Annotated in this window: 19 protein-coding genes; 10 read left to right on the forward strand and 9 right to left on the reverse strand. The window is 61.3% G+C overall.

The annotated features are described in order from the left end of the window. Positions 1–21 precede the first annotated feature (21 nt). The 4 genes from BM151_RS09530 to BM151_RS09545 are packed head-to-tail and all read right to left on the reverse strand — an operon-like array spanning position 22 to position 6,774. On the reverse strand, positions 22–2,088 hold the full coding sequence (locus BM151_RS09530; protein ID WP_090060370.1) for a hypothetical protein: 2,067 nt from the start codon (positions 2,086–2,088) through the stop codon (positions 22–24). Beyond that, the gene (locus tag BM151_RS09535; protein WP_090060372.1) at positions 2,085–4,868 is read right to left on the reverse strand and encodes a DUF4159 domain-containing protein; all 2,784 of its coding nucleotides are present in this window, start codon (positions 4,866–4,868) and stop codon (positions 2,085–2,087) included. Before BM151_RS09535 ends, BM151_RS09530 begins: the two co-directional genes overlap by 4 nt. Then, positions 4,868–5,749 carry a DUF58 domain-containing protein gene (locus tag BM151_RS09540; protein WP_090060374.1) on the reverse strand — a complete coding sequence of 294 codons (882 nt, stop codon included), beginning with the start codon at positions 5,747–5,749 and terminating at the stop codon, positions 4,868–4,870. The genes BM151_RS09535 and BM151_RS09540 overlap by 1 nt, the downstream gene beginning before the upstream one ends. Next, the gene (locus tag BM151_RS09545; RefSeq protein WP_425429538.1) at positions 5,746–6,774 is read right to left on the reverse strand and encodes an AAA family ATPase; all 1,029 of its coding nucleotides are present in this window, start codon (positions 6,772–6,774) and stop codon (positions 5,746–5,748) included. The genes BM151_RS09540 and BM151_RS09545 overlap by 4 nt, the downstream gene beginning before the upstream one ends. 60 nt (positions 6,775–6,834) lie before the next feature. Between BM151_RS09545 and BM151_RS09550 the strand changes: the two genes are divergently transcribed. Further along, positions 6,835–7,428: a DUF1285 domain-containing protein gene (locus BM151_RS09550; protein WP_090060376.1), complete on the forward strand. Its 594-nt coding sequence runs from the start codon at positions 6,835–6,837 to the stop codon at positions 7,426–7,428. Continuing rightward, positions 7,428–8,201, forward strand: coding sequence for a hydroxypyruvate isomerase family protein (locus BM151_RS09555; protein ID WP_090060378.1), 774 nt, complete (start codon positions 7,428–7,430; stop codon positions 8,199–8,201). The genes BM151_RS09550 and BM151_RS09555 overlap by 1 nt, the downstream gene beginning before the upstream one ends. Here the strand turns inward: BM151_RS09555 and BM151_RS09560 are convergent. Beyond that, positions 8,186–9,163 (reverse strand): cation diffusion facilitator family transporter, encoded by a 978-nt coding sequence (locus BM151_RS09560; protein WP_090060380.1) that lies wholly within the window; start codon positions 9,161–9,163, stop codon positions 8,186–8,188. The genes BM151_RS09555 and BM151_RS09560 overlap by 16 nt on opposite strands. A gap of 465 nt (positions 9,164–9,628) precedes the next feature. Between BM151_RS09560 and BM151_RS09565 the strand changes: the two genes are divergently transcribed. From BM151_RS09565 to BM151_RS09570, 3 genes are read left to right on the forward strand one after another with little or no spacing between them, the layout of a single operon-like run. Further along, positions 9,629–9,970, forward strand: a complete 342-nt coding sequence (locus BM151_RS09565; RefSeq protein WP_090060382.1) for a hypothetical protein — start codon at positions 9,629–9,631, stop codon at positions 9,968–9,970. 42 nt (positions 9,971–10,012) lie between these two features. Then, positions 10,013–10,315, forward strand: a complete 303-nt coding sequence (locus BM151_RS21445) for a hypothetical protein (protein WP_143093080.1) — start codon at positions 10,013–10,015, stop codon at positions 10,313–10,315. A 22-nt stretch (positions 10,316–10,337) separates the two neighbouring features. Beyond that, positions 10,338–10,679 (forward strand): hypothetical protein, encoded by a 342-nt coding sequence (locus tag BM151_RS09570; RefSeq protein WP_090060384.1) that lies wholly within the window; start codon positions 10,338–10,340, stop codon positions 10,677–10,679. 116 nt (positions 10,680–10,795) lie between these two features. Here the strand turns inward: BM151_RS09570 and BM151_RS09575 are convergent, their stop codons facing one another. Further along, complete coding sequence (locus tag BM151_RS09575) at positions 10,796–11,614, reverse strand: sulfotransferase family protein (protein ID WP_090060385.1); 819 nt, start codon at positions 11,612–11,614, stop codon at positions 10,796–10,798. Between the two features lie 133 nt (positions 11,615–11,747). On the opposite strand from BM151_RS09575, the gene BM151_RS09580 reads away from it, so the two are divergent. Together BM151_RS09580 and BM151_RS09585 are read left to right on the forward strand one after the other, a co-directional pair. After that, positions 11,748–13,325, forward strand: coding sequence for a DUF5928 domain-containing protein (locus BM151_RS09580; RefSeq protein WP_090060753.1), 1,578 nt, complete (start codon positions 11,748–11,750; stop codon positions 13,323–13,325). 20 nt (positions 13,326–13,345) lie between these two features. Then, the gene (locus BM151_RS09585) at positions 13,346–13,723 is read left to right on the forward strand and encodes an HIT domain-containing protein (RefSeq protein ID WP_090060387.1); all 378 of its coding nucleotides are present in this window, start codon (positions 13,346–13,348) and stop codon (positions 13,721–13,723) included. Between the two features lie 74 nt (positions 13,724–13,797). On the opposite strand, the gene BM151_RS09590 is transcribed toward BM151_RS09585, so the two are convergent. Continuing rightward, a complete protein-coding gene (locus tag BM151_RS09590) occupies positions 13,798–14,745 on the reverse strand; it encodes an ABC transporter ATP-binding protein (protein WP_090060389.1) in 948 nt (315 codons plus the stop codon). 198 nt (positions 14,746–14,943) lie between these two features. On the opposite strand from BM151_RS09590, the gene BM151_RS09595 reads away from it, so the two are divergent. The 3 genes from BM151_RS09595 to polA all read left to right on the forward strand — a co-directional run bounded on the left by BM151_RS09595 (position 14,944) and on the right by polA (position 18,614). After that, on the forward strand, positions 14,944–15,126 hold the full coding sequence (locus BM151_RS09595; RefSeq protein ID WP_090060754.1) for a zinc-finger domain-containing protein: 183 nt from the start codon (positions 14,944–14,946) through the stop codon (positions 15,124–15,126). Between the two features lie 158 nt (positions 15,127–15,284). Next, complete coding sequence (locus tag BM151_RS09600; protein ID WP_143093081.1) at positions 15,285–15,707, forward strand: globin family protein; 423 nt, start codon at positions 15,285–15,287, stop codon at positions 15,705–15,707. A 93-nt stretch (positions 15,708–15,800) separates the two neighbouring features. Continuing rightward, positions 15,801–18,614, forward strand: a complete 2,814-nt coding sequence (gene polA / locus BM151_RS09605; RefSeq protein ID WP_090060392.1) for a DNA polymerase I — start codon at positions 15,801–15,803, stop codon at positions 18,612–18,614. Between the two features lie 155 nt (positions 18,615–18,769). Here the strand turns inward: polA and BM151_RS09610 are convergent, their stop codons facing one another. Further along, the gene (locus BM151_RS09610) at positions 18,770–19,756 is read right to left on the reverse strand and encodes an adenosine kinase (protein ID WP_090060394.1); all 987 of its coding nucleotides are present in this window, start codon (positions 19,754–19,756) and stop codon (positions 18,770–18,772) included. Continuing rightward, complete coding sequence (gene nth / locus BM151_RS09615; protein WP_090060396.1) at positions 19,749–20,396, reverse strand: endonuclease III; 648 nt, start codon at positions 20,394–20,396, stop codon at positions 19,749–19,751. Before nth ends, BM151_RS09610 begins: the two co-directional genes overlap by 8 nt. Positions 20,397–20,530: the final 134 nt, after the last annotated feature.

The raw sequence follows: 20,530 nt of genomic DNA on the forward strand, positions 1-20,530 counted from the left end.
CACGAGAGGCGGCGGGGAACCTCACCGCCGCCCTTCATAAAGCCAGGCCGCGACCGACAGCCCCGCCAAGAGCAGGAGCCACAGCCAGCCGGGCAAAAGCGGCGTCAGCCGGGTCGATTGCGTCAGATAGGCCTCGCGCGGGGTCAGGCCGAGCCAGCCACGCCCCGCCGCCACACGCCCCTCGGCCACCTGCCGAAACCTCGGCAATCCGTCGGACAGCGCAAACACGCCACCGCCCGTCGCCCTGATCACCGGAGCGAGCTTGCCGCCGGTGGCGATGGTTTCCTCGAATTCCCGCGGCGCGGCCGGACCCAGTACCATGACCGCCTTCTGATCGTCCTGAGAAAGACGATAGAGCCCCATCTCGCCGCCCTGCACCTCGGCCACGAACCGGCCGGGGGCCTGCTCCTCCATCGGCACGACCGAGACCGAACCGTCCGGCGCCTCGATGGTCACGGAACGCGTGCCCTCGGTCAGGCTGCGCCGAGTTATGGTGAGCGTATTGCCCTCTGCCGTCGCGGTCAGCGCCTCTTCCTCGAGCTCCGGCTCCTTCATCATCCAATGCGCGAGACGGCGCAACAATTCGAGCTGCGGCCCGCCGCCCTCGACCCCGCGTGTCCAGAGCCAGGCATCGTCGGAGCCCAGAACCGCCACGCGCCCCTCGCCGACCCGGTCGAGCACCAGCAAAGGCCGCTCATCGACACCGGACATCACCGTTTCACCGCCGGTCTCTGGGTCGAGATCGACCTGCCGGAACCAACGGCCCCAAGCGGGTTCATCCTCGGCCGCACGCAAACCGCCCAGACCCTCGGTCACCGGGTGGCGCGCACCCAGATCCGTCAGCCGCGGCAGGTATGGCTCCTCGACCACGCGTCCGGTGGGCGAAACCGGGATGACCCGGGCCAGGGGTGAGCGATAGAGGCTGTCGGCGCTGGCAAAATCCGGCCCGGCGGCAAAGAGCACGGCACCGCCGTCTTCGACATAGCGCGCGATATTATCGAGATAGGAAGCGGGCAGGATCCCGCGCAGTTTGTAGCGATCGAAAATGATCAGGTCGAAATCATCGACCTTTTCCATGAACAGTTCCCGCGTCGGGAAGGCGATCAGCGACAGCTCCGTCACCGGCACCCCGTCCTGTTTGTTGGGCGGGCGCAGAATGGTGAAATGCACCAGATCGACCGACGGATCGGATTTCAACAGGTTGCGCCAGGTCCGTTCGCCATTATGCGGCTCGCCCGAGACCAGCAACACCCGCAGCCGGTCGCGCACACCGTTGATCTGCACCATGGCGGAATTGTTGCGAGTGGTCAGCTCGCCCTGCGCCTGCGGCAGGGTGAACTGGATCACATTCATGCCACCATGCGGCAGCGACAGCGGCACTTCGATGGAGCGCCCGATCGGCAAGGTAAAGCTCTGCGTCGCCCCACCGTCGATCGAGACCAGAAGCGGCGTGGTCGCGCCCTCGCCCGCCGGCACCGCGCCCTGATCCTCGACCCGGAGCTTGAGCGTCACTTCCTCGCCCATGATGGCAAAGCTCGGCGCGCTCTCGATCACCAGACGGCGGTCCCAATCCGTGGGCTCGCCGGTGAGCAAGAGATGCATCGGCGCCGGAAAGTCCGGGGCAAGCTCGACATCGTGGAGCTGGCCATCGGACAGCATAATGGCCCCCGCCAGACGACCGCGCGGCTCCTCGGCCATGGCCTCTGAGAGCGCGGTCATCAAGAGCGTGCCACGATTGTCAGGCGCATCGCCCAGGGTGATCTCACGCAGCTCGGTGTTGGGCAAAGCAGCCACACGCGCCTCCAGCGCAGCACGCGCTTCGGCCAGTTGTTCGGGGCGGGTGGAGAGATCTTCGGAGGCGCTCTGATCCACCACAAGAAACACGATATCGGTGAGCGGGTCGCGCTCTTCCTGCCTGAGCGACGGCCCGGCAAGGCTGATCAGGATCGCCAGCGCGGCGAGCCCCCTGAGCGGCCAGCCGGAAAGGCCGCGCCAACCGGCCACGGCAATGAGAACGACCGCAACCCCGGCCAGGACGATGAGCACCGGCAGCGGGACAAGCGGGGAAAACACGAGATCGCGGATCATTGGCCCAGCCTTTCCAGAAGCGCCGGCACATGCACCTGATCGGATTTGTAATTGCCGGTCAGCACATACATCACCAGATTGACGCCAAACCGATAGGCCATTTCCCGTTGCCGCTCGCCTGTCAAACCGCGCCCCACCGGCAAAAGCGGAAAGCCCGTGTCATCCACTGCCCAGGCCGCCGCCCAATCGCCGCCGCCGATGATCACCGGCGTGACATTGTCATTGAGATTGCGAAACGGCATGCCCTCGGCGGCCTGCATCGCGGGCGAGGCCTCGACCCAGATCGTGCCCTGGGCATGACGGCCCGGGAAATCGCGTAACAGGTAGAAGGAGCGGGTCAGCACGTGATCCTCCGGGATCGGTTCGAGCGCGGGAATGTCGAGTGGCCCGGCCAGCGCCTGCAAGCGCACACCCGTCGGCGTCGCCGCGCCAAAGCTCGCCACATCCGCGTCGCGGGTGTCAAACACGATCATGCCGCCGGTGCGCAGATAGGCGTTGAGCTTGGCATAGGCCTCGGCCGAGGGCATTTGCTGGCCTGCCGCGACCGGCCAGTACAGGATCGGGAAAAACCCCAGCGGATCGCTTTCAAGATCAACGCCCATGGGCGGGCCCGGCTCGACCGAGGTGCGGGCGGTGAGCACTTGCGACAGGCCGGCAAGCCCCGCCTCGGACACCCGGTCAAGCGCGGCGTCACCGGTTCTGACATAGGCCAGCGTCAGTTCGGATGTGGCGCGCAAGGCAAACTCATCATCGATCTGCTGTGCCTGCGCAGATTGCGGCGACATAAGCGTCATACCAAGCAAAAGCGGCATCAGCAGCATCGAGACCACCCGCGCCCCGAACAGCCGCCCAGACAGCCAGAGCGAGGCGATCAGATCGGCGCCCAGAAGCGCCAGCGCTGCCAGAAGGAAGAGTTGTGACAGTGGCCATTCCTGACCCTGCTCGACACCCAAAATCGGGACATCCGCGGGCCAGCTGGTGCGGGACAGGGTCTCGCCCTCACCGATGACATTGAGCGCGCGCAGGCTGTCGCGGGTCTGATAGATCCCCGGCGGCGTGGCGCGCGAGGCTTGGGCACGGGTGAAGTCTTCGCCTGCGACCGGCGCCCTGGCCCCCGCATCGCTGAGCGTACCAAACCCATCCATCAGCCGGATCGGCTGAAGACTCTGACCGGCCAGTTCTTCGGCATCGAGCACGGCACTTTGCGACGTCACCGCGAGCCGGTCCAGCATCGACACGAAAAGCCCGGACAGCGGCAAGCTCGACCATTCGGCATTGGCGGTGACATGGAACAGCACCACCTGCCCCTGCCCCACGGACTTGCGGGTCACCAGGGGCGTACCATCTTCGAGCGTGGCGATGACGCGGCTGGCGAGATCCGGATCGGGCTGGGCCATCACCTGGGCCGAGACCGCGACATCTTCGGGCACCGGCAGACCGTAAAAGGGCGAGGCCTCACCAAAGGGGCGCAGCCGTTTCGGCTCGCCCCAGCTCATCGCACCGCCGAGCGTCCGCCCCCCCGCGCGCAGCCGCACCGGCAACAGGGGGTCCTCATCAGTGCGGGCCACGTCTGAGGCGGCGAGTTTCGGGCCGGCGAAACGCAGAAGCAGCCCGCCCTCATGGACCCAATCCAGAAGATCGGCGCTCTCGCTGCCCGAGAGCTGCGCCACATCGGCCAGCACGATCACATCGGGATTGGCCATGATCAGATCGGTCAACGCGCCTTCGATCACATCGGCCTTGCCGGTAAGCGCGGCGCGCAGATAATGCAGTTGCGACAGAAGTTGCAGCCCCTCGCCGCCCTCGCGTACCACCACGAGCCCGACCTCACGGCGCTTGAGGCTGTCATCGGTGAGACGTTTGGCGCCTGCGGAACGCTGGCCTGTGATTTCGAAGCGTTTCACCCTTGCGCGCAGCTCCGGCGGCAGGTCGAACCCGGCCTCGGCCATCGCCTCTCCGGCGTCGAAACTCACCGTCTGGCGATCCAGCTCGCGGGCGATCCCGGCGGGATCGGTGCCATGGGCGGCGACGGTCACCTCGCCCGGACCTTCGGGATCGGCGCGCAGCACCGGCAGGGTGACGCCCTCCTCGGTGAGGGTCACCGGGCCCAGCGCATAGGTCGAACGTGCAGTCTCAAACACCGAAACCGGGCCGGCGGCCTGCAGCTCGGAAAGGACCGCGTCCCGCCCCGCATGCGCGAGCCCGTCGGAAAGCCAGAGCGTCTCAAGTCCGTTCTCTTCGGGCAAGGCCGCTCTCAGGGCCGCCATATCGGGCGCGAAGGGGGCTGGTTCGAGACCGGCGAGGCGCGGGCGCCAATCAGCGGCCGAGAGAAAATCGCAGCCCCCGGACTCAAGATCCGCTGGCGGCAGATCCGTGGCCGGCAGGATGCAGATCGTGCGGCCATCGGCCTCGGCCTCGTCCAATGCCTGTTCCACCCGACCGATGCGCAACGCCCAATCCGGCGCCGAGGCCCAGCTTGCATCCATCAGGATCAGAAGCGGCCCGGAGCCACCACGATCGACGCGGGGATTGAGCACGGGCCCCGCGAAAGCGATGATCAGTGCGGCCACGGCCAGCATGCGCAAAAGCAGCAACCACCAGGGGGTGCGATCGGTCTCGACCTCTTCGTCCTTGAGCCCCAGAAGCAGCGCCACACCGGGAAACCGGCGGCGGATCGGCGCGGGCGGCACCGCGCGCAGGATCAGCCAGAGGATCGGCAGTGCGGCCAGTGCGAGCAACAGCCAGGGCGTGGCAAATCCGATCGGTCCCAACACCCACATCAGCGCGGCCCCTCCAAGGCTTCATAAAGCCACAGAAGCGCCGGCAGATCGGCGTGATCCGTGTGATGCGTGGCAAAGCGCCAGCCGGCGTGATGGGCGATCCGCGCCAGATGGTCCTTGCGCTCCGCCAGACGGTCGAGATAGCGCGAGCGCAGATCCGAGGCGCGCAGCGTCTCATGGCTGAGCGCGCCGCTCATCGAGGTAAAGACGGTGCGGCCCTGATAGGGAAAGGCCTCCTCCGCCGGGTCGAGGATTTGATAAAGCACCCCGGCGATGCCGCGATCAGAGGCGGCCGCGACGGCCTGTTCCACCTGTTCGATCGGCCCGAGAAAATCGGACAGGAAAACGGCGCGGGCATGCGGCAGGAACAGCGCGGTATCTGGCGCGCCGTAATCCTCGGGTCCCTCTTGCGACAGGCCTTCGGCAATGCGCCGAAGCTGAAGCGTGCCGATACGCGGCGGTGTGCCGAGAGAGGCGAGCGCGACGCGTTCACCGCCCTTCATCAACAGAATCGACAGCGCCATGGCCAAAAGCGCGGATCGGTCAGATTTCGGCGGGATGGATTTGTCGGACGAGAACCCCATTGAGGCCGAAAGATCGACCCAGAGATGCACCGATTGCGCCGCCTGCCATTCCTTTTCGCGCACGAAATGCCCGTCGGACCGCCCGGAACGACGCCAATCGATGGCACGACCGGGATCGCCGGCCTGCGCCGGACGGTATTGCCAGAACTCATCGCCCATCCCCGATTGCCGCCGGCCATGCCCGCCCATCAGCAGCGCACGGGCCAGTTGCTCCGCATGAGCCTGCAAGGGCGGCAGCGGCGCAGAAAGGGTTTCCGCGCGCGCGCGAAGAGCGGATGAGGCGGGTTCCTGGGTCACGCGGCGGTCCGATTGTCCTGAGCCTGGGTGGCGGCGGCGTCGATGATCGCGCCGAGATCGTCCCCCCGGGCGCGCGCAGCAAAGGTCAGCGCCATGCGGTGAATGAGCACCGGGCGCGCCATGGCAAAGACATCCTCGGGGCTGGGGGCAAGACGCCCGTCGAGCAAAGCCCGCGCCCGCACGGTGAGCATCAGCGCCTGCGCCGCACGCGGCCCCGGCCCCCAGGCGACAGAGGCATTCACCGCCTCGGAGGCCTCGGCTTCATGCGGACGGCAGGAGCGCACCAAATCGAGAATCATTTCCACGACCTGTTCGCCCACGGGCATTTTGCGGAGCAGGGACTGTGCCTTGATCAGTTCCTCGCCGGTGAACACCTGATGTGCGTCCTCCTCGTCGGAGCCGGTGGTGGCGATCAGAATGTCGCGCTCGGTGTCGCGATCGGGATATTCCACATCGACCTGCACCAGAAAACGGTCGAGCTGGGCCTCGGGCAACGGGTATGTGCCCTCCTGCTCCAGCGGGTTTTGCGTCGCCAGCACGTGAAACGGTGCCTCGAGATCATGCGCCTGCCCGGCGATGGTCACGGATTTCTCCTGCATCGCCTGCAGCAGCGCGGATTGCGTGCGCGGGCTGGCACGGTTGATCTCATCGGCCAAAAGCAGTTGACAGAACACCGGCCCTTCGATGAAGCGAAAGGCGCGGGAACCATCGGCGGCGGTTTCCAACACTTCGGAGCCGAGAATATCGGCGGGCATCAGATCGGGGGTGAATTGCACCCGCGCGCCCTTGAGTCCCATCACCGTCGACAGCGTGTCCACCAGCCGCGTCTTGCCCAGACCAGGCAGGCCCAGAAGCAGGGCGTGACCGCCGCAGAGCATGGCCGAGAGCACCAGATCGACAACCGTTTCCTGTCCGATAAAGCGTTTGGTGATTGATGTTTTTGCCTCGGACAGCTTTGCGCCCAGCGCCTCGATCTCGGCAACGAGGTCAGTTTCGGTCAGGGTTTCACTCTCGGGTCCGGCCACGGCGTCACTCCTCGGGTCGATTGATACCACTATTAGAGACAGGTATCGTGCAAAGCACAAATGACAAAAGGTTCAGCAGAGGATTTTTCCGTGACAGTCAGTGCCGAGGGCATCGCGAGCGCCATAAAAGCCGCCAAAACCCGTGGATTGCCGCCGGTCGACAAATGGGATCCGCCATTCTGCGGCGATCTCGACATGCAGATCAAACGCGACGGCACCTGGTTTTACATGGGCACGCCGATCGGCCGGGCACCGCTGGTACGGCTGTTTTCCACCGTGCTGAAACGCGAGGGCGACAAGTATTTCCTCGTCACCCCGGTGGAAAAGGTGGGCATCACGGTCGAAGATGCGCCGTTCCTGGCGGTGGATTACACCTGCGAAGGCACGGGCGGAGCGCAGAGCCTCACCTTCCAGACCTCGGTGGGCGATACGGTCACGGCGGATGCCGATCACCCGATCCGGGTGGAGATGCGCGATGGCGAACCCGCCCCCTATGTCGAGGTCCGCGCCGGGCTCGAGGCGCTGATCGACCGCAAGAGTTTTTACCGACTTGTTGACCAAGGAGTCACTGAGGAGATTGACGGCGAGCCCCTGTTCGGGGTCTGGTCATCGGGAACGTTTTTTCCGATTGCCAAAGCCAGCGATCTTGAGTGATGCCGAAATTTGCAGCCAACCTGTCATTCTTGTTCAAGGAATACCCGTTCCTCGAACGTTTTGCCGAAGCCAAATACGCTGGCTTCGACGCTGTGGAAGTGCTGTTTCCCTATGATGAGCCGGCGTCCGAAATCACCAAACGCCTGTCGGACCTCAATCTCAAAATGGTGCTGATCAACGTGCCGCCGCCGAATTACACCGGTGGCGAACGGGGCTTTGCCGCCGTGCCGGGGCTCGAAGACCGGTTCAAGCGCGATTTCAAACGCGCGCTGCGCTATGCGAATTTTCTCGGCACAGAGCATCTGCATATCATGGCGGGCAAGGCCAAGGGCCTGGTCGCCCTCAAGACCTATATCCGCAATCTGAAATGGGCGGCACAGGAAGCCCCGAACATGAGCCTCACGATCGAGCCAATCTGCGATGAGGCCATGCCCGGCTATTTCCTCGACAGCTATGATCAGGCGGAACTGGTGCTGGAGAATGTCGCGGAGCTGAACCTCGGGCTCCAATTCGACACCTATCACGCACAGATGATCACCGGGGATGCGATGGCGACATGGGAGCGTTATGCCCATTGGGTACGCCACATCCAGATCGCCAGCCCGCCGGATCGGCACGAACCCTGCAAGGGCCTGTTCGACTTTCAGACCTTCTTCGACCGCCTCGACGAGAGCGGCTATCGCGGCTGGGTCTCGGCCGAATACAATCCGAAACGTCGCACCGAAGAAGGGCTGGACTGGTTCCGCAAGACGGTCACTCAGTGTGCCGAATGAGAGTGCGCGGAATGAGCTCCGTCGGCACAGCCAGCGCCCGGACGTTCCACTTCAAGGGTTGAATGGGCCACCGCGAAACGCTCGCGCAGGAGCGTCTTGAGCGCCACCAGAACCGGCCCCGGCTCGATCTCCTCCGTGACAACCACATGCGCCTCGAGAGAGCTGCGGTGTTCGTCGATCTGCCAGAGATGGACGTGATGCACATTCTCGACCCCGGCCATTTCCCCCATGGCTTCGGCCACCTCTTCGGCGCGCATGCCATCGGGCGCCCCGAGCATCAAAAGCCGGATCACGGGACGGATCTCGATCAGCGCATGACCAAAGATATAGAGAGAAATGCCGATGGTCAGCAGCGGATCGATCAGGCGCCAGTCCCACAACAGGATCACCACCCCGCCGAAAATCACCGCCACCGATGTCGCCGCATCCGCGAGATTGTGCAGAAAGGCGGCGCGAATGTTCAGACTGTCTTTCGACATGGTATAGGTCAGCGCCGCGGTGACCAGATCGACCAGCAGCGCGATGCCGGCAATGACCACCACGGTCCAGCCCGCCACCTCGGGCGGGTTGAACAGGCGCGAGACACCTTCCGCCAGAAGGTAGAAGGAAATCACCACAAGCGAGGTGTAATTGATCATGGCCGCGACAATCTCGGCGCGGGCATAGCCGAAGGTCATGTCGCCATCGCGCGGCCGCCGCGAGATCTTGCGCGCGCCAAACGCGATAACCAACGAGATCGCATCGGAGAAATTGTGGATCGCATCGGCGATCAGCGCCAATGAGCCCGAGACCACGCCGCCGATGATCTGCGCCAGGGTAAGAAACATATTGACCGCGATCGCCCCCGCGACCCGCGCATCCCCCGCCTCCGGGTCGATGTGATGATGGTGGTGAGCGTGATGGGCATGCTGGCGATGCGCCTCTGAATGCTCTGTCGAATCGTGGGAATGCTCTCGGGACATGCGCTTTCCTGTCGCCTTCCGGCCTCTCGCCTTTGGTTTTGGGTGACCTAACTATGTGCGATAGGTGGCAACTTGAAAACCCGCGCGGCAGCCCCCGGACATTTTGACACGCAAATGCCCGGCCCCAGACACACAGGGCCACGAAAGTCGGTCAAACGTGACGGAATGGCAAGAATGTAACGTAAAACACCATCGGCGCGAAAAATTCATATCAAAATCGCACAATGACCCATTAATCAGCAAAAAATCCATATTTTGTACAGATGTCAGGCAAGATCGCAAAAATATCGCAAAAAATTGATCTGCAGCTGTGCACATTGCAATGTGCTTAAACTCATATCTTGTTCGACTTTAAACATGCCAGTGGTCGATCTACATAGCATTTCATCGAACGGCGCACAGATGCACACAACGAAATGCGGATGAGCGCCAGACTGAACTGAACTTACTCAAAGGACCAAAACCATGACTTTCTCTGTTAAAACCCTCGCCGCTGCCGCTCTTGTTGCCGTTGCCGGTTCCGCTGCTGTTGCCGGCCCGAACTACATCATCGCCGGCAATCAGAGCGACCTGAAATCCGTTGCCACCGTGGACCTGGTGCGCGCCGACCAGAACGCCACGCTGCAAGTCTATGACTTCCACACCGGTGAACGCGGCGCCCTCCTCGGCTCCGCCACGGTTCGCGCCGGCGCCAACAGCGACGTGAAAGTGCAGCTTTCCAAACGCCCGACCTCCGACGTCGAATTCGTCCTGGTCAGCAGCAACGGCGCCGATCTCGCGATCAAAACCGCTGACACCTACCAATAAGCGTTGGTCCCGTTCGCCTCGGGTTTATCCTGAGAACCCGGTATGAACGAACCGGAAAAGCCGCCCTTCTGGGCGGCTTTTTCATGTTCAAACACAGTCCTCAAAACCGACGCCGGACAGAGCACAACATTTCCGCACAGAGAGAAGAAACCGCGAAATTCGCCAGATCTGCGCATATCAAGAGTGCACCACCCTTATTTGTGTGCATTTTTGCTAATTTATATGTTTGATATGGGTATATATGTTGCTATTTCCACAATGAGAGAACCCGCCTATATTCATATTCATCGAAACGGCGCAAAAACACACAGGCCTGAAACCGGCTTGGCGCCAACTGAAAACTGAACTTGAACAAAGGACCAAAACCATGACTTTCTCTGTTAAAACCCTCGCCGCCGCCGCTCTTGTTGCCGTTGCCGGTTCCGCCGCCGTCGCCGGCCCGAACTACATCATCACCGGTGTGCAAAAAGACATCAAATCCGTCACCACCGTGGATCTGGTGCGTGCCGATCAAGCCGGCACCCTGGAAGTCTACAACTTCCACAATGGCGAACGCGGCGCGCTTCTGGGCTCTGCCGACGTGAACGCCGGCGCCAACACCGATGTCAAAGTGCGTCTCTCCAACGCACCGCTGAACAAGGTCGAATATGTGCTCGTCGGCAACAACGGCGCCGAACTGGCCGCCACTGACGTCAACAACTACCAATAAGCGTTGGTCCCGTTCACCCCGTGCCCCCGGGCACGGGGCGGATGGAACAGGAAAGCCGCCCTTTGGGGCGGCTTTTTGTATGGGATCTCTTGTCGGGAAATCGCGACGAGCGGCGCTCAATCACCCAGCTTGGCATGCACCTCGGCGAGATCGACCTCGCCCAGCGGCATCTTGTTGCCAGGATTCTCGAAATCGTATTTGAACAGCTGGAAATCGCGTTTGTAGATTTCCCACATCAGATGCATCGACAGATCGTCGAAATAATCCTCGACCGGGTGCAGCCGCTTCGGACCATGGCCCTCGGATTCGTTGAACCGCGGGATTTTCGCCAGATCGACCTTATGCGGCGTCTCGATATGATCGAGCACGTCCTGCATGCCTTCGTTGAATTTCTCGGTGAAGAAAATCTTGTCGTAGGTGCCGCCGTTGACGATGAAGGTCGAGACATGGCCGGACATCGCCGACCAGTGAATATCCGGGTCCATCGGCCGGCGGAACCGGATGGTGTCGCGCACAAAAAGCAGGAAGCGCCGGAAAGAAGCGATCTGATCGAACTCCTGCTTGCCATCGTCACCGCCGACCTCGATGCCGTATTTCTGGATCAATTGCGGCACGAGCTTGCCACGGTAGCGTTTTCCATTGCGCTGGATGCCGCAAATCTTGTCGAAAAAGCTCGACAAAACACGGGTATAGGGGTTGCGGACACAGGTGAACGCATAGCTTTTATGAGCCTGCACATTGGCTTCGATCACAGGCTGGCTTTCCTCCTGCGCCCATTTGTGCATGCGATCGGTGCTGTCGTGGATATCACCATCGAAGAACTCGCCATGATCCGAATAGAACATGATCTGTCCGATCGTCGAACAGGCACATTTCGGGACGACGCGATAGACAACGCTCTCGCTTTCGGTCATCCAGGTTCCGGGAAAGCCCATATTTACCACTACTCCTATTTGCCACACACGGCGCGGCCCTTTTCGCTTTAAAAGCAAATTAGCCTTGATTATTCAATGATTGGTTACGCTTATATGCGGACAATGCGTCAAAAATGAGGTCATGGTTTCCGATATGGCACGAATTGCCTTCATCTTGTTGTGCCACAAAGATCCGGAAGCGATCATCGATCAGGCCCGGAGACTGACCCGGGCTGGCGACTATATCTCGATCCATTTCGACGCGCGGGGCGGCAAGGAAACCTTTGAAACCATTCGCGCGGGTCTCGCGGACAACCCGAATGTCACCTTCGCGACCAAACGGATCAAATGCGGCTGGGGCGAGTGGAGCCTTGTGCAAGCCACGCTCTATGCCATCGAAGCGGCCGAGCAAGCCTTTCCGCGCGCCACGCATTTCTACATGCTCTCCGGCGATTGCATGTCGATCAAGACCGCTGAATACATGCATGACTTCCTCGACCGCGAGGATGCGGATTTTATCGAGAGTTTCGACTTTTTCGAAAGCGACTGGATCAAGACCGGAATCAAGGAAGAACGGCTAACCTACCGCCACTGGTTCAACGAACGTACGCAGAAATGGCTGTTTTACCAGAGCTTCTGGATGCAACGCCGGCTCGGCCTCGAACGCCAGATCCCGGACGATCTGCAGATCATGATCGGCTCGCAATGGTGGTGTCTCAGGCGCCGCACCATCGAATGGCTGCTCGAATTCACCCGGAATCGTCCCGATGTGATGAGGTTCTTCCGCACCACATGGATCCCGGATGAAACGTTTTTCCAGACATTGGTACGGCATCTGGTGCCGGAGACTGAGATTCGCACCCGCACGCTGACCTTTCTGATGTTCACCGATTACGGCATGCCGGTGGTGTTCTATAACGACCATTACGATCTCTTGCTGTCGCAGGACTATCTGTTCGCCCGCAAGATCTCGCCCGAGGCCAAGGAGTTGAAAAAACGTCTGGGCGACCTGTTCGCGGATACGGGCGTTTCGTTCCAGATCTCGAACGAAGGCCGGTCGTTGTTCCAGTTCCTGACCGGACGCGGGCGTGATGGCCGCCGCTTTGCCCAACGGTTCTGGGAGACCGAAAGCTCTCTTGGCCGCAACCGCGAGCTCTTGATGATCGTCTGCAAGAAATGGCACGTCGCCAAGCGCCTGGTCTCACAGATCAAGGAACACAGCGACATTCCCTGTCTCGAATATCTGTTCAACGAGGAAAACACCTATCTGCCGGATCTCGGCGGGATCGAGAAAAGCCTCGAGAAACGCACCCGCCACCGCCGCGCCTGGGTCAGGATGCTGTTCGATTATTTCGACACCGACCGGATGGTGGTCTGTCTCGACCCGCAAGGGCTCGACCTGATCCGGGATTTCTATTCCGATCGCTCCGGCACCAAGCTGTTGGAAATCGAATGCGATTTCACCGATGACTACCTGTCAGGCCACGCGAAACGCACCGGTCTTGCCAGCGATCAAACCCCCGAGGATGCGCTGCAGCGGCTTTTGCCGACGATCCGTGCCGACATGGTCCACGAGAGCGATCGCATCCGCGATGCCGAATTCGAGCATTACAGCCGCATCTCGCAAAGCAAGACACCGGAAGAGAATGCCGCGCCCCTTGCACGTTTCCTCGGCATCTCCGAAGATGAGGCCTGCGAGATCGCCTCGATGCATTACCTGTTTTCCGACTGAGAGAGCCCTGAGGACCCCCCATGCCCTACGCCTATGACGACCAGAATATCTTTGCCAAAATCCTGCGCGGGGAAATCCCCTCGACACCGGTTTTCGAAAGCGAGCACACGCTGGCCTTCCCGGATATCACGCCGCAGAAGAAAGCCCATATTCTGGTGATCCCGAAGGGGCCTTACCGCTGTTTCGATCATTTCGTGCTGGCCGCCTCGCCCGCCGAACAACTGGATTTCTTCGCCTCGGTGGCCAAGGTCGCGGAACAGATCGGTGTGGCGGAAAGCGCCGGCGGTCAGGGCTTTCGCCTGATCACCAACTCCGGTGAGCATTCACATCAGGAAGTCCCGCATTTCCATGTGCATCTCCTGGGCGGTGAACCCTGCGGCCCGCTGACCTGCAAATAAGATCGCCACAGAAGATCCCATAAAGACAAAACCCCGCGAAATGCGGGGTTTTTCATGCCTTATATAGACCTGTCTTATTTGCCCGAGGTCAGCTCGACAAACACGTCCTCGAGATCCGGCTCCATCGTGCGCACATCGCCGATGATGATCCCGGCAGCTTTCACCGCGTCGAAGATCGCATTGGCCGAGCACTGCCCTCGCGAATAGTCAAACACCAGCGCCCCGTCGCGACGACGTTCCATTTTGACCCCGTCCGGCAGGTCAAACACCTCCGGCGCACCACCCTCGGGTTCGATCACCAGTGTTTTCGCATCCATCAGCCCCAAGAGGTTCTTGGTCGTGTCGCGTTTGATCAGCGCGCCATGGTTGATAATGGCGATCTCGTCGCACATCTCCTGCGCCTCTTCGAGGTAATGGGTGGTGAGAATGATCGTCATACCGCGTTCTTCGTTGAGCTTGCGCACATTGGTCCAGAGCATTTGCCGCAACTCGATATCCACCCCGGCGGTGGGTTCGTCCAGCACCAGGATCTGCGGATTGTGCACCAGCGCCTTGCCGAGAAGCAGACGCCGCCGCATGCCGCCCGAGAGCGTTCGGGCATAGGCGTCGGCCTTGTCGGAAAGCCCGATCAGCTCGAGGATCTCATCGGTGCGGCGATCGCGTTTCGGCACGCCGTAGAGCCCGGCCTGCACCTCAAGCGCGCCGCGCGGGGTGAAAAACGGATCGAGGTTCAGCTCCTGAGGCATCACCCCGATGGCGGCGCGGGACTGGCGCGGGTTCACATCCTGATCGAAGCCCCAGATTTTCACCCGGCCGGAGGTCTTGATCACCAGCCCGGCGAGAATGTTGATCATCGTCGATTTGCCGGCGCCGTTTGGCCCGAGAAGGCCAAAGATCGAGCCCTGGGGAATACACAGATCAACCCCCTTCAAAGCCTCTTTCGGCGGCTGGCCAGCTCTGCCCGCGTAGGTCTTGCGCAGGGCTTCGATCTCGATGGCATTGCGCCCGATGTCGTGGCTCATTCTCTCTCCCTCTCCCGCTCCGGCGGCAAGGGCCGGTTGCCCCTTGTTCCTACCGCGCGGATCGCTATCATGCAGCCCTGATTTAGGGCCTCGCCCGTCGCGCAGCAACCGCGCAGCCGCGCCAAGCCCCTTTGCACAGACCCGCATACCCCGTGCCGGCAGCATCCTCTGGCACGACAGCGACAAAGGAAGATGAAGATGACGATCAAAGCGCCGGAAACCGAAGTGGTCTCCACCTGGAAAGTGGCCTGTGATGGCGGCGAAGGCGCGCTCGGCCATCCCCGGGTCTGGTTGGTGATTCCGCACGAGACCGGCTATGTCGAATGCGGCTATTGCGACAAGAAATTCATCCACGAGAGCGCCAAGATCTCCGAAGCCTGAGGCTGCGACGGGTGTTGCCGCGCCAACGGGCGAGCGGCTCGACAATCGCAAGTTGACGTGAAAAAAAATTTGATACGCCCGGCGCTTAGCCCCGGGCGTTTTACATTTTTTAAGGCCTTGCCCCTAGGTTTTGCCTGAGCGCGAAGAAGGTGAGTGTCGTGATTACAATCAAACAGATTTCCATGGTGCGGAACAGTTTCCGGCAATTGGCACCCAGGCGCGACGAGATATTTCTCGGCGTCTATCAACGGCTCGCCAATGCCTCGCCGGAGTTCGAAACGCTCTACGGCATCGATCTCGGCCAGCGTGCCCGCACGCTCGATGGCATCGTCGAACTGGCGCTCCTGTCGCTCGATCACCCGACCGCGCTTTTCGGCACATTGCATGGTCTGGGGCGCCAATATGCCAATTACGGCAGCTGGCGGGACACCCATGATCTCCTGGCCGAATTCCTGATCGATTCCTTTGCCGAACATTCCGGCGAAAGCTGGACGCTCGAGCATTCGGAGGCCTGGCGCAGAGTGTTGCAATTCATCATTCAGGGCATGCTCGACGGTGCGAAATCCGCCGCCGTCGCCTGAGCGCTCCTCCTGACGATTTACTTGCTTGCAGGGGCCAAGCCCTTCCGTGCTATCAAGACGCATCACTGAAGCCTTCACGGGGAACCACGCGTCATGACATTCGGCAAGGGCAGCCATCTTCACCTGATCGACGGATCGGCCTTTATCTTTCGGGCCTATCACGCGCTGCCGCCGCTGACGCGCAAATCCGACGGGCTCCCGGTCGGCGCCGTCTCCGGCTTTTGCAACATGCTCTACAAATACATCGAGGACAGCAGCGGCAATAATGCCCCGACCCATGCCGCGGTGATCTTTGATGCCAAGGGCAAGACCTTCCGCAACGATCTCTACCCGGCCTACAAGGCCAACCGTCCGCCCGCGCCCGAAGATCTGGTGCCGCAATTCCCGCTGACCCGCGAGGCCACCCGCGCCTTCAACGTCGCCTGTATCGAGATCGAAGGTTTTGAGGCCGATGACATCATCGGCACGCTGGCCCATCAGGCACGTGACGCCGGCGGCCGTGTCACCATCATTTCTTCCGACAAGGACCTGATGCAATTGGTCGGCGGCGGCGTCGAAATGCTCGACCCGATGAAGAACAAGCGCATCGATCGTGAAGGCGTCGAAGAGAAATTCGGCGTCGGCCCGGAGCGCGTCGTCGATGTTCAGGCGCTCGCCGGCGACTCGGTCGACAATGTACCCGGCGCGCCGGGGATCGGGATCAAGACGGCGGCGCTTCTGATCAATGAATATGGTGATCTCGACAGCCTGCTGGCGCGCGCCGAAGAGATCAAACAGCCGAAACGCCGTCAGACCCTGATAGAGAACGCCGAACTGATCCGGGTGTCCCGCGATCTGGTGCAACTGGATTGCGGCATGGAGCTGGATTTCAGCCTCGACACGCTCGAGGTACAGGAACCGGAAACCGACAAGCTCCTGGGCTTTCTCACCGAGATGGAATTCCGCACCATCGTCAAACGCGTCTCTGAACGCTTTGGCGTCGAGGCCCCGGCGATCCCGGAGGCGCCCGCCACCACGAGTCAGGGGGCGGGCGCACCGGCCCCCGCCGCAGCACCGGAGGCCAAGCCGTTCGACACCTCGTCTTATGAGAAGGTCTCCACCATGGGCGCGCTGGAGCGCTGGATCGACGCCATCTATGCCCGCGGCTATGTGGCGGTGGACACGGAGACCACCGGGCTCGACGAGATGCAGGCCGATCTGGTGGGCATTTCGCTCTGCGTTGAACCCGGTGAGGCCTGTTACATCCCGGTCGGGCACACGCTGGGCGAGGACGATCTGTTCGGCGGGTCGAGCCTTGTCGACGGTCAGCTCGACAAAAACATGGTTCTGGACGCGCTCAAACCGGTGCTCGAGGATGAGAGCATTCTCAAGATCGGCCAGAACATGAAATATGACGCGAAGATTTTTGCCCGCCACGGGGTCAAAGTCGCGCCCTATGACGACACCATGCTGATCTCCTACGCTTTGAATGCTGGCATCCACAATCACGGCATGGACGCGCTCTCGGAACGCTATCTCGATCACACGCCAATCCCGACCAAGGATCTGCTGGGCAGCGGCAAATCCATGATCACCTTTGACAAGGTGGAGATCGCAAAAGCGGTGGAATATGCCGCCGAGGATGCGGATATCACGCTGCGGCTCTGGCAAGTCCTGAAACCGAAACTGCACAGTGAACAGGTCACCACGGTCTATGAGACCTTGGAGCGCCCGCTGTCGCCGGTGCTGGCACAGATGGAAATGGCCGGCATCCTTGTGGACCGCGATGTGCTCTCGCGCATGTCCAACGCCTTTGCACAGAAAATGGCCGGGCTCGAGGCCGAGATTCACGAACTCGCGGGCGAGACATTCAATGTCGGCAGCCCGGCGCAGCTGGGTGAGATATTGTTCGAGAAAATGGGTCTCGAAGGCGGCAAGAAGGGCAAGACCGGCAAATATTCCACCCCCGCCGATGTGCTCGAGGATCTGGCCACCGAACATGACCTGCCGGGGCGGGTGCTCGACTGGCGCCAGCTCTCGAAACTGAAATCGACCTACACCGACGCGCTGCAAACCTTCATCCATCCCGAAACGGGCCGGGTGCATACGTCCTACGTGCAGACCGGCGCGGTGACCGGGCGTCTGGCCTCCTCCGACCCGAACCTGCAAAACATTCCGGTGCGCTCAGACGAAGGCCGCCGCATCCGCGAAGCCTTCATCGCGCCCAAGGGCAAAAAACTGATTTCTCTCGATTATTCCCAAATCGAGCTGCGCATCCTCGCCCATGTAGCAAACATCGACAGTCTGAAACAGGCCTTCCGCGACGGGCTCGACATTCACGCCATGACGGCGTCGGAAATGTTCAATGTGCCGATCGAAGGTATGGATCCGATGGTCCGACGTCAGGCGAAAGCGATCAACTTTGGCGTGATCTACGGCATCTCCGGCTTTGGCCTCGCCCGCAATCTGCGCATTCCGCGCAAGGAGGCGCAGGGCTTCATCGACCGCTATTTCGAACGTTTCCCCGGCATCCGGACCTATATGGACGCGACCGTGGAGTTCGCGAAAGAGCACAAATACGTTCAGACCCTGTTCGGCCGCAAAATCCACACGCCGGAGATCGGTGCGAAAGGCCCGCAGGCGGGCTTTGCCAAACGCGCCGCGATCAATGCGCCGATTCAGGGCACCGCTGCCGACATCATCCGCCGCGCCATGATCCGCATGCCGGAAGCGATCAGGGATCTGCCCGCCACCATGCTTTTGCAGGTGCATGACGAATTGATTTTCGAAGTGAATGAAGACGCCTGCGATGCGGTGATCGAAGCGGTGAAAGAGGTGATGGAAAACGCCTCTGACCCGGCGGTCAAGCTCGACGTGCCGATCGAGGTGGACGCGGGGATCGGTGACAACTGGGCCGAGGCGCATTGAGGGGGCTTTGAGGCCTTTCGCCGAGCGGCTGCGCTGGCCCGTGGGGAAGCGCAGTCCGCGTTGACGTCATCATTTTATGTCAGCCGAATCCGCAAAAGATCAATCTGTTGCACGCGGATGACACTGCGCCTGCCCGCCGCGCCAAGGGTTCCCCCTCAGATCAGCCCTTCTTTCTGGAACAGAAGCTTCAGATCGGTCGCCGGGCGCGGCCCGATATGCGAGATCACCTCGGCGGCGGCGACACAGCCCATGCGGCCACAGGTGGCGAGGCTCTGCCCCGTGGCATAGCCATAGAGGAAACCGGCGGCAAATTGATCGCCCGCACCGGTGGTATCCACCGGCTGCACGCGTTTCACCGGCACCACCGCCTCTTCGTCGCCCTGCACCAGAACGACGTCGGAGCCGGAGCGGGTGCAGACCACCAGCCCGGATTCATTCGCTGCGGTTTCCAGCGCGGTCGAGAGATCGCTCTGATAGAGGCTTTCCCATTCGTGCTCATTGCCGATGACGAAATCCATCTCACGCACGAATTTTCGGAAATCGTCACGATGCCGATCGACACAGAACGGGTCGGAGAGCGAAATCCCGACCTTGCCGCCCGCCGCCTTGGTCAGTTTCGCAGCCTGATCGAAGGCGAATTTGCCCTTGGGCTTGTCATAGAGATAGCCCTCGAGGAACATGATCTCGGTGTCGCCTGCCACCTCGGCATTCACGTCGGCCTCGGAGATTTCCGAAGAAATCCCCAGATAGGTGTTCATCGAGCGCTCGCCATCGGGCGAGACGAAAATCATCGACCTCGAGGTCGGTAGTTCACCGCCCTCGACCGGCGGGTTCACATAGGCGGTGCCACCATGTTGCATTTCATCGGCATAGAACCGCCCCAGAGCATCCGCGTGCACCCGCCCGATAAAGCCGGTCTTGAGCCCCAGATTACCTAGCCCCGCCAGCGTGTTGGCCACCGATCCCCCCGGCGTCTGCACCCGGTCGTGCATGGCACCATAGAGAAACTCGCCCCGGTCCTGTTCCACCAGCTGCATGATGCCTTTCTGGATGCCCAGAAGCTCCAGCGTCGTATCCGGCGCATGGCTGATCACATCGACAATGGCGTTGCCGATGCCGACAACCTGATAGGTCTTAGTCAAAATTCTTCTCCTCATACTCACAGAGGTCGCGGATCAGACAGGCGCTGCATTTCGGTTTGCGGGCGGTACAGGTGTAACGCCCGTGCAGGATCATCCAGTGATGCGCATGTTGTTGGAATTCGGCGGGGATATGGTCTTCGATGGCGCGTTCGACCGCGACCACATCCTTGCCCACGGCAACGCCGGAGCGGTTGCCGAAACGGAAAATATGGGTGTCAACGGCCTGGGTCGGCACGTGCCACCACATGTTGAGGACCACATTGGCGGTCTTGCGCCCGACCCCCGGCAGGCTCTCGAGCGCGGCACGCGACGAGGGCACGACGCCGTCGAACTTGTCGACCAGGATCTGCGAGAGCTTGATGACGTTCTTGGCCTTGTTGCGGTAAAGCCCGATGGTCTTGATATGCTCGATCAGGCCTTCTTCGCCCAGTTCCAACATTTTCTCCGGCGTGTCGGCGATCTTGAACAGCTCGGCCGTGGCCTTGTTCACGCCCTTGTCGGTGGCCTGCGCCGACAGCGCCACAGCCACGACGAGCGTATAGGCGTTGACGTGATCGAGCTCGCCCTTCGGTTCGGCCTCGGCCTCGCGAAAGCGGCTGAAAATCTCGTAGATGGTTTTGTAATCGAGCTGTTTGGTCATGACGGTTCTAATGCCTTGTCTCGACAGATCGGGCAAGCCGTTGATTGCCGGATGCGGCACAGCACCCGTTGTTCCCTAAAATTCTATACAAATTTACGCATTTCCCGCGCGACAGGGCATCGGTGGGGCATCAC

Origin of the sequence: Celeribacter neptunius (assembly GCF_900113955.1) — a bacterium.
Classification (GTDB): Bacteria; Pseudomonadota; Alphaproteobacteria; order Rhodobacterales; family Rhodobacteraceae; genus Celeribacter; species Celeribacter neptunius.

Coding starts and splice junctions, on each gene's coding strand:
- BM151_RS09560 (WP_090060380.1), bottom strand. CDS start 9,163: ATGTCCCGAGAGCATTCCCACGATTCGACAGAGCATTCAGAGGCGCAT.
- BM151_RS09530 (WP_090060370.1), bottom strand. CDS start 2,088: ATGATCCGCGATCTCGTGTTTTCCCCGCTTGTCCCGCTGCCGGTGCTC.
- nth (WP_090060396.1), bottom strand. CDS start 20,396: ATGACCAAACAGCTCGATTACAAAACCATCTACGAGATTTTCAGCCGC.
- BM151_RS21445 (WP_143093080.1), top strand. CDS start 10,013: ATGAACGAACCGGAAAAGCCGCCCTTCTGGGCGGCTTTTTCATGTTCA.
- BM151_RS09535 (WP_090060372.1), bottom strand. CDS start 4,868: ATGTGGGTGTTGGGACCGATCGGATTTGCCACGCCCTGGCTGTTGCTC.
- BM151_RS09580 (WP_090060753.1), top strand. CDS start 11,748: ATGGCACGAATTGCCTTCATCTTGTTGTGCCACAAAGATCCGGAAGCG.
- BM151_RS09595 (WP_090060754.1), top strand. CDS start 14,944: ATGACGATCAAAGCGCCGGAAACCGAAGTGGTCTCCACCTGGAAAGTG.
- polA (WP_090060392.1), top strand. CDS start 15,801: ATGACATTCGGCAAGGGCAGCCATCTTCACCTGATCGACGGATCGGCC.
- BM151_RS09570 (WP_090060384.1), top strand. CDS start 10,338: ATGACTTTCTCTGTTAAAACCCTCGCCGCCGCCGCTCTTGTTGCCGTT.
- BM151_RS09555 (WP_090060378.1), top strand. CDS start 7,428: ATGCCGAAATTTGCAGCCAACCTGTCATTCTTGTTCAAGGAATACCCG.
- BM151_RS09585 (WP_090060387.1), top strand. CDS start 13,346: ATGCCCTACGCCTATGACGACCAGAATATCTTTGCCAAAATCCTGCGC.
- BM151_RS09550 (WP_090060376.1), top strand. CDS start 6,835: ATGACAAAAGGTTCAGCAGAGGATTTTTCCGTGACAGTCAGTGCCGAG.
- BM151_RS09590 (WP_090060389.1), bottom strand. CDS start 14,745: ATGAGCCACGACATCGGGCGCAATGCCATCGAGATCGAAGCCCTGCGC.
- BM151_RS09575 (WP_090060385.1), bottom strand. CDS start 11,614: ATGGGCTTTCCCGGAACCTGGATGACCGAAAGCGAGAGCGTTGTCTAT.
- BM151_RS09565 (WP_090060382.1), top strand. CDS start 9,629: ATGACTTTCTCTGTTAAAACCCTCGCCGCTGCCGCTCTTGTTGCCGTT.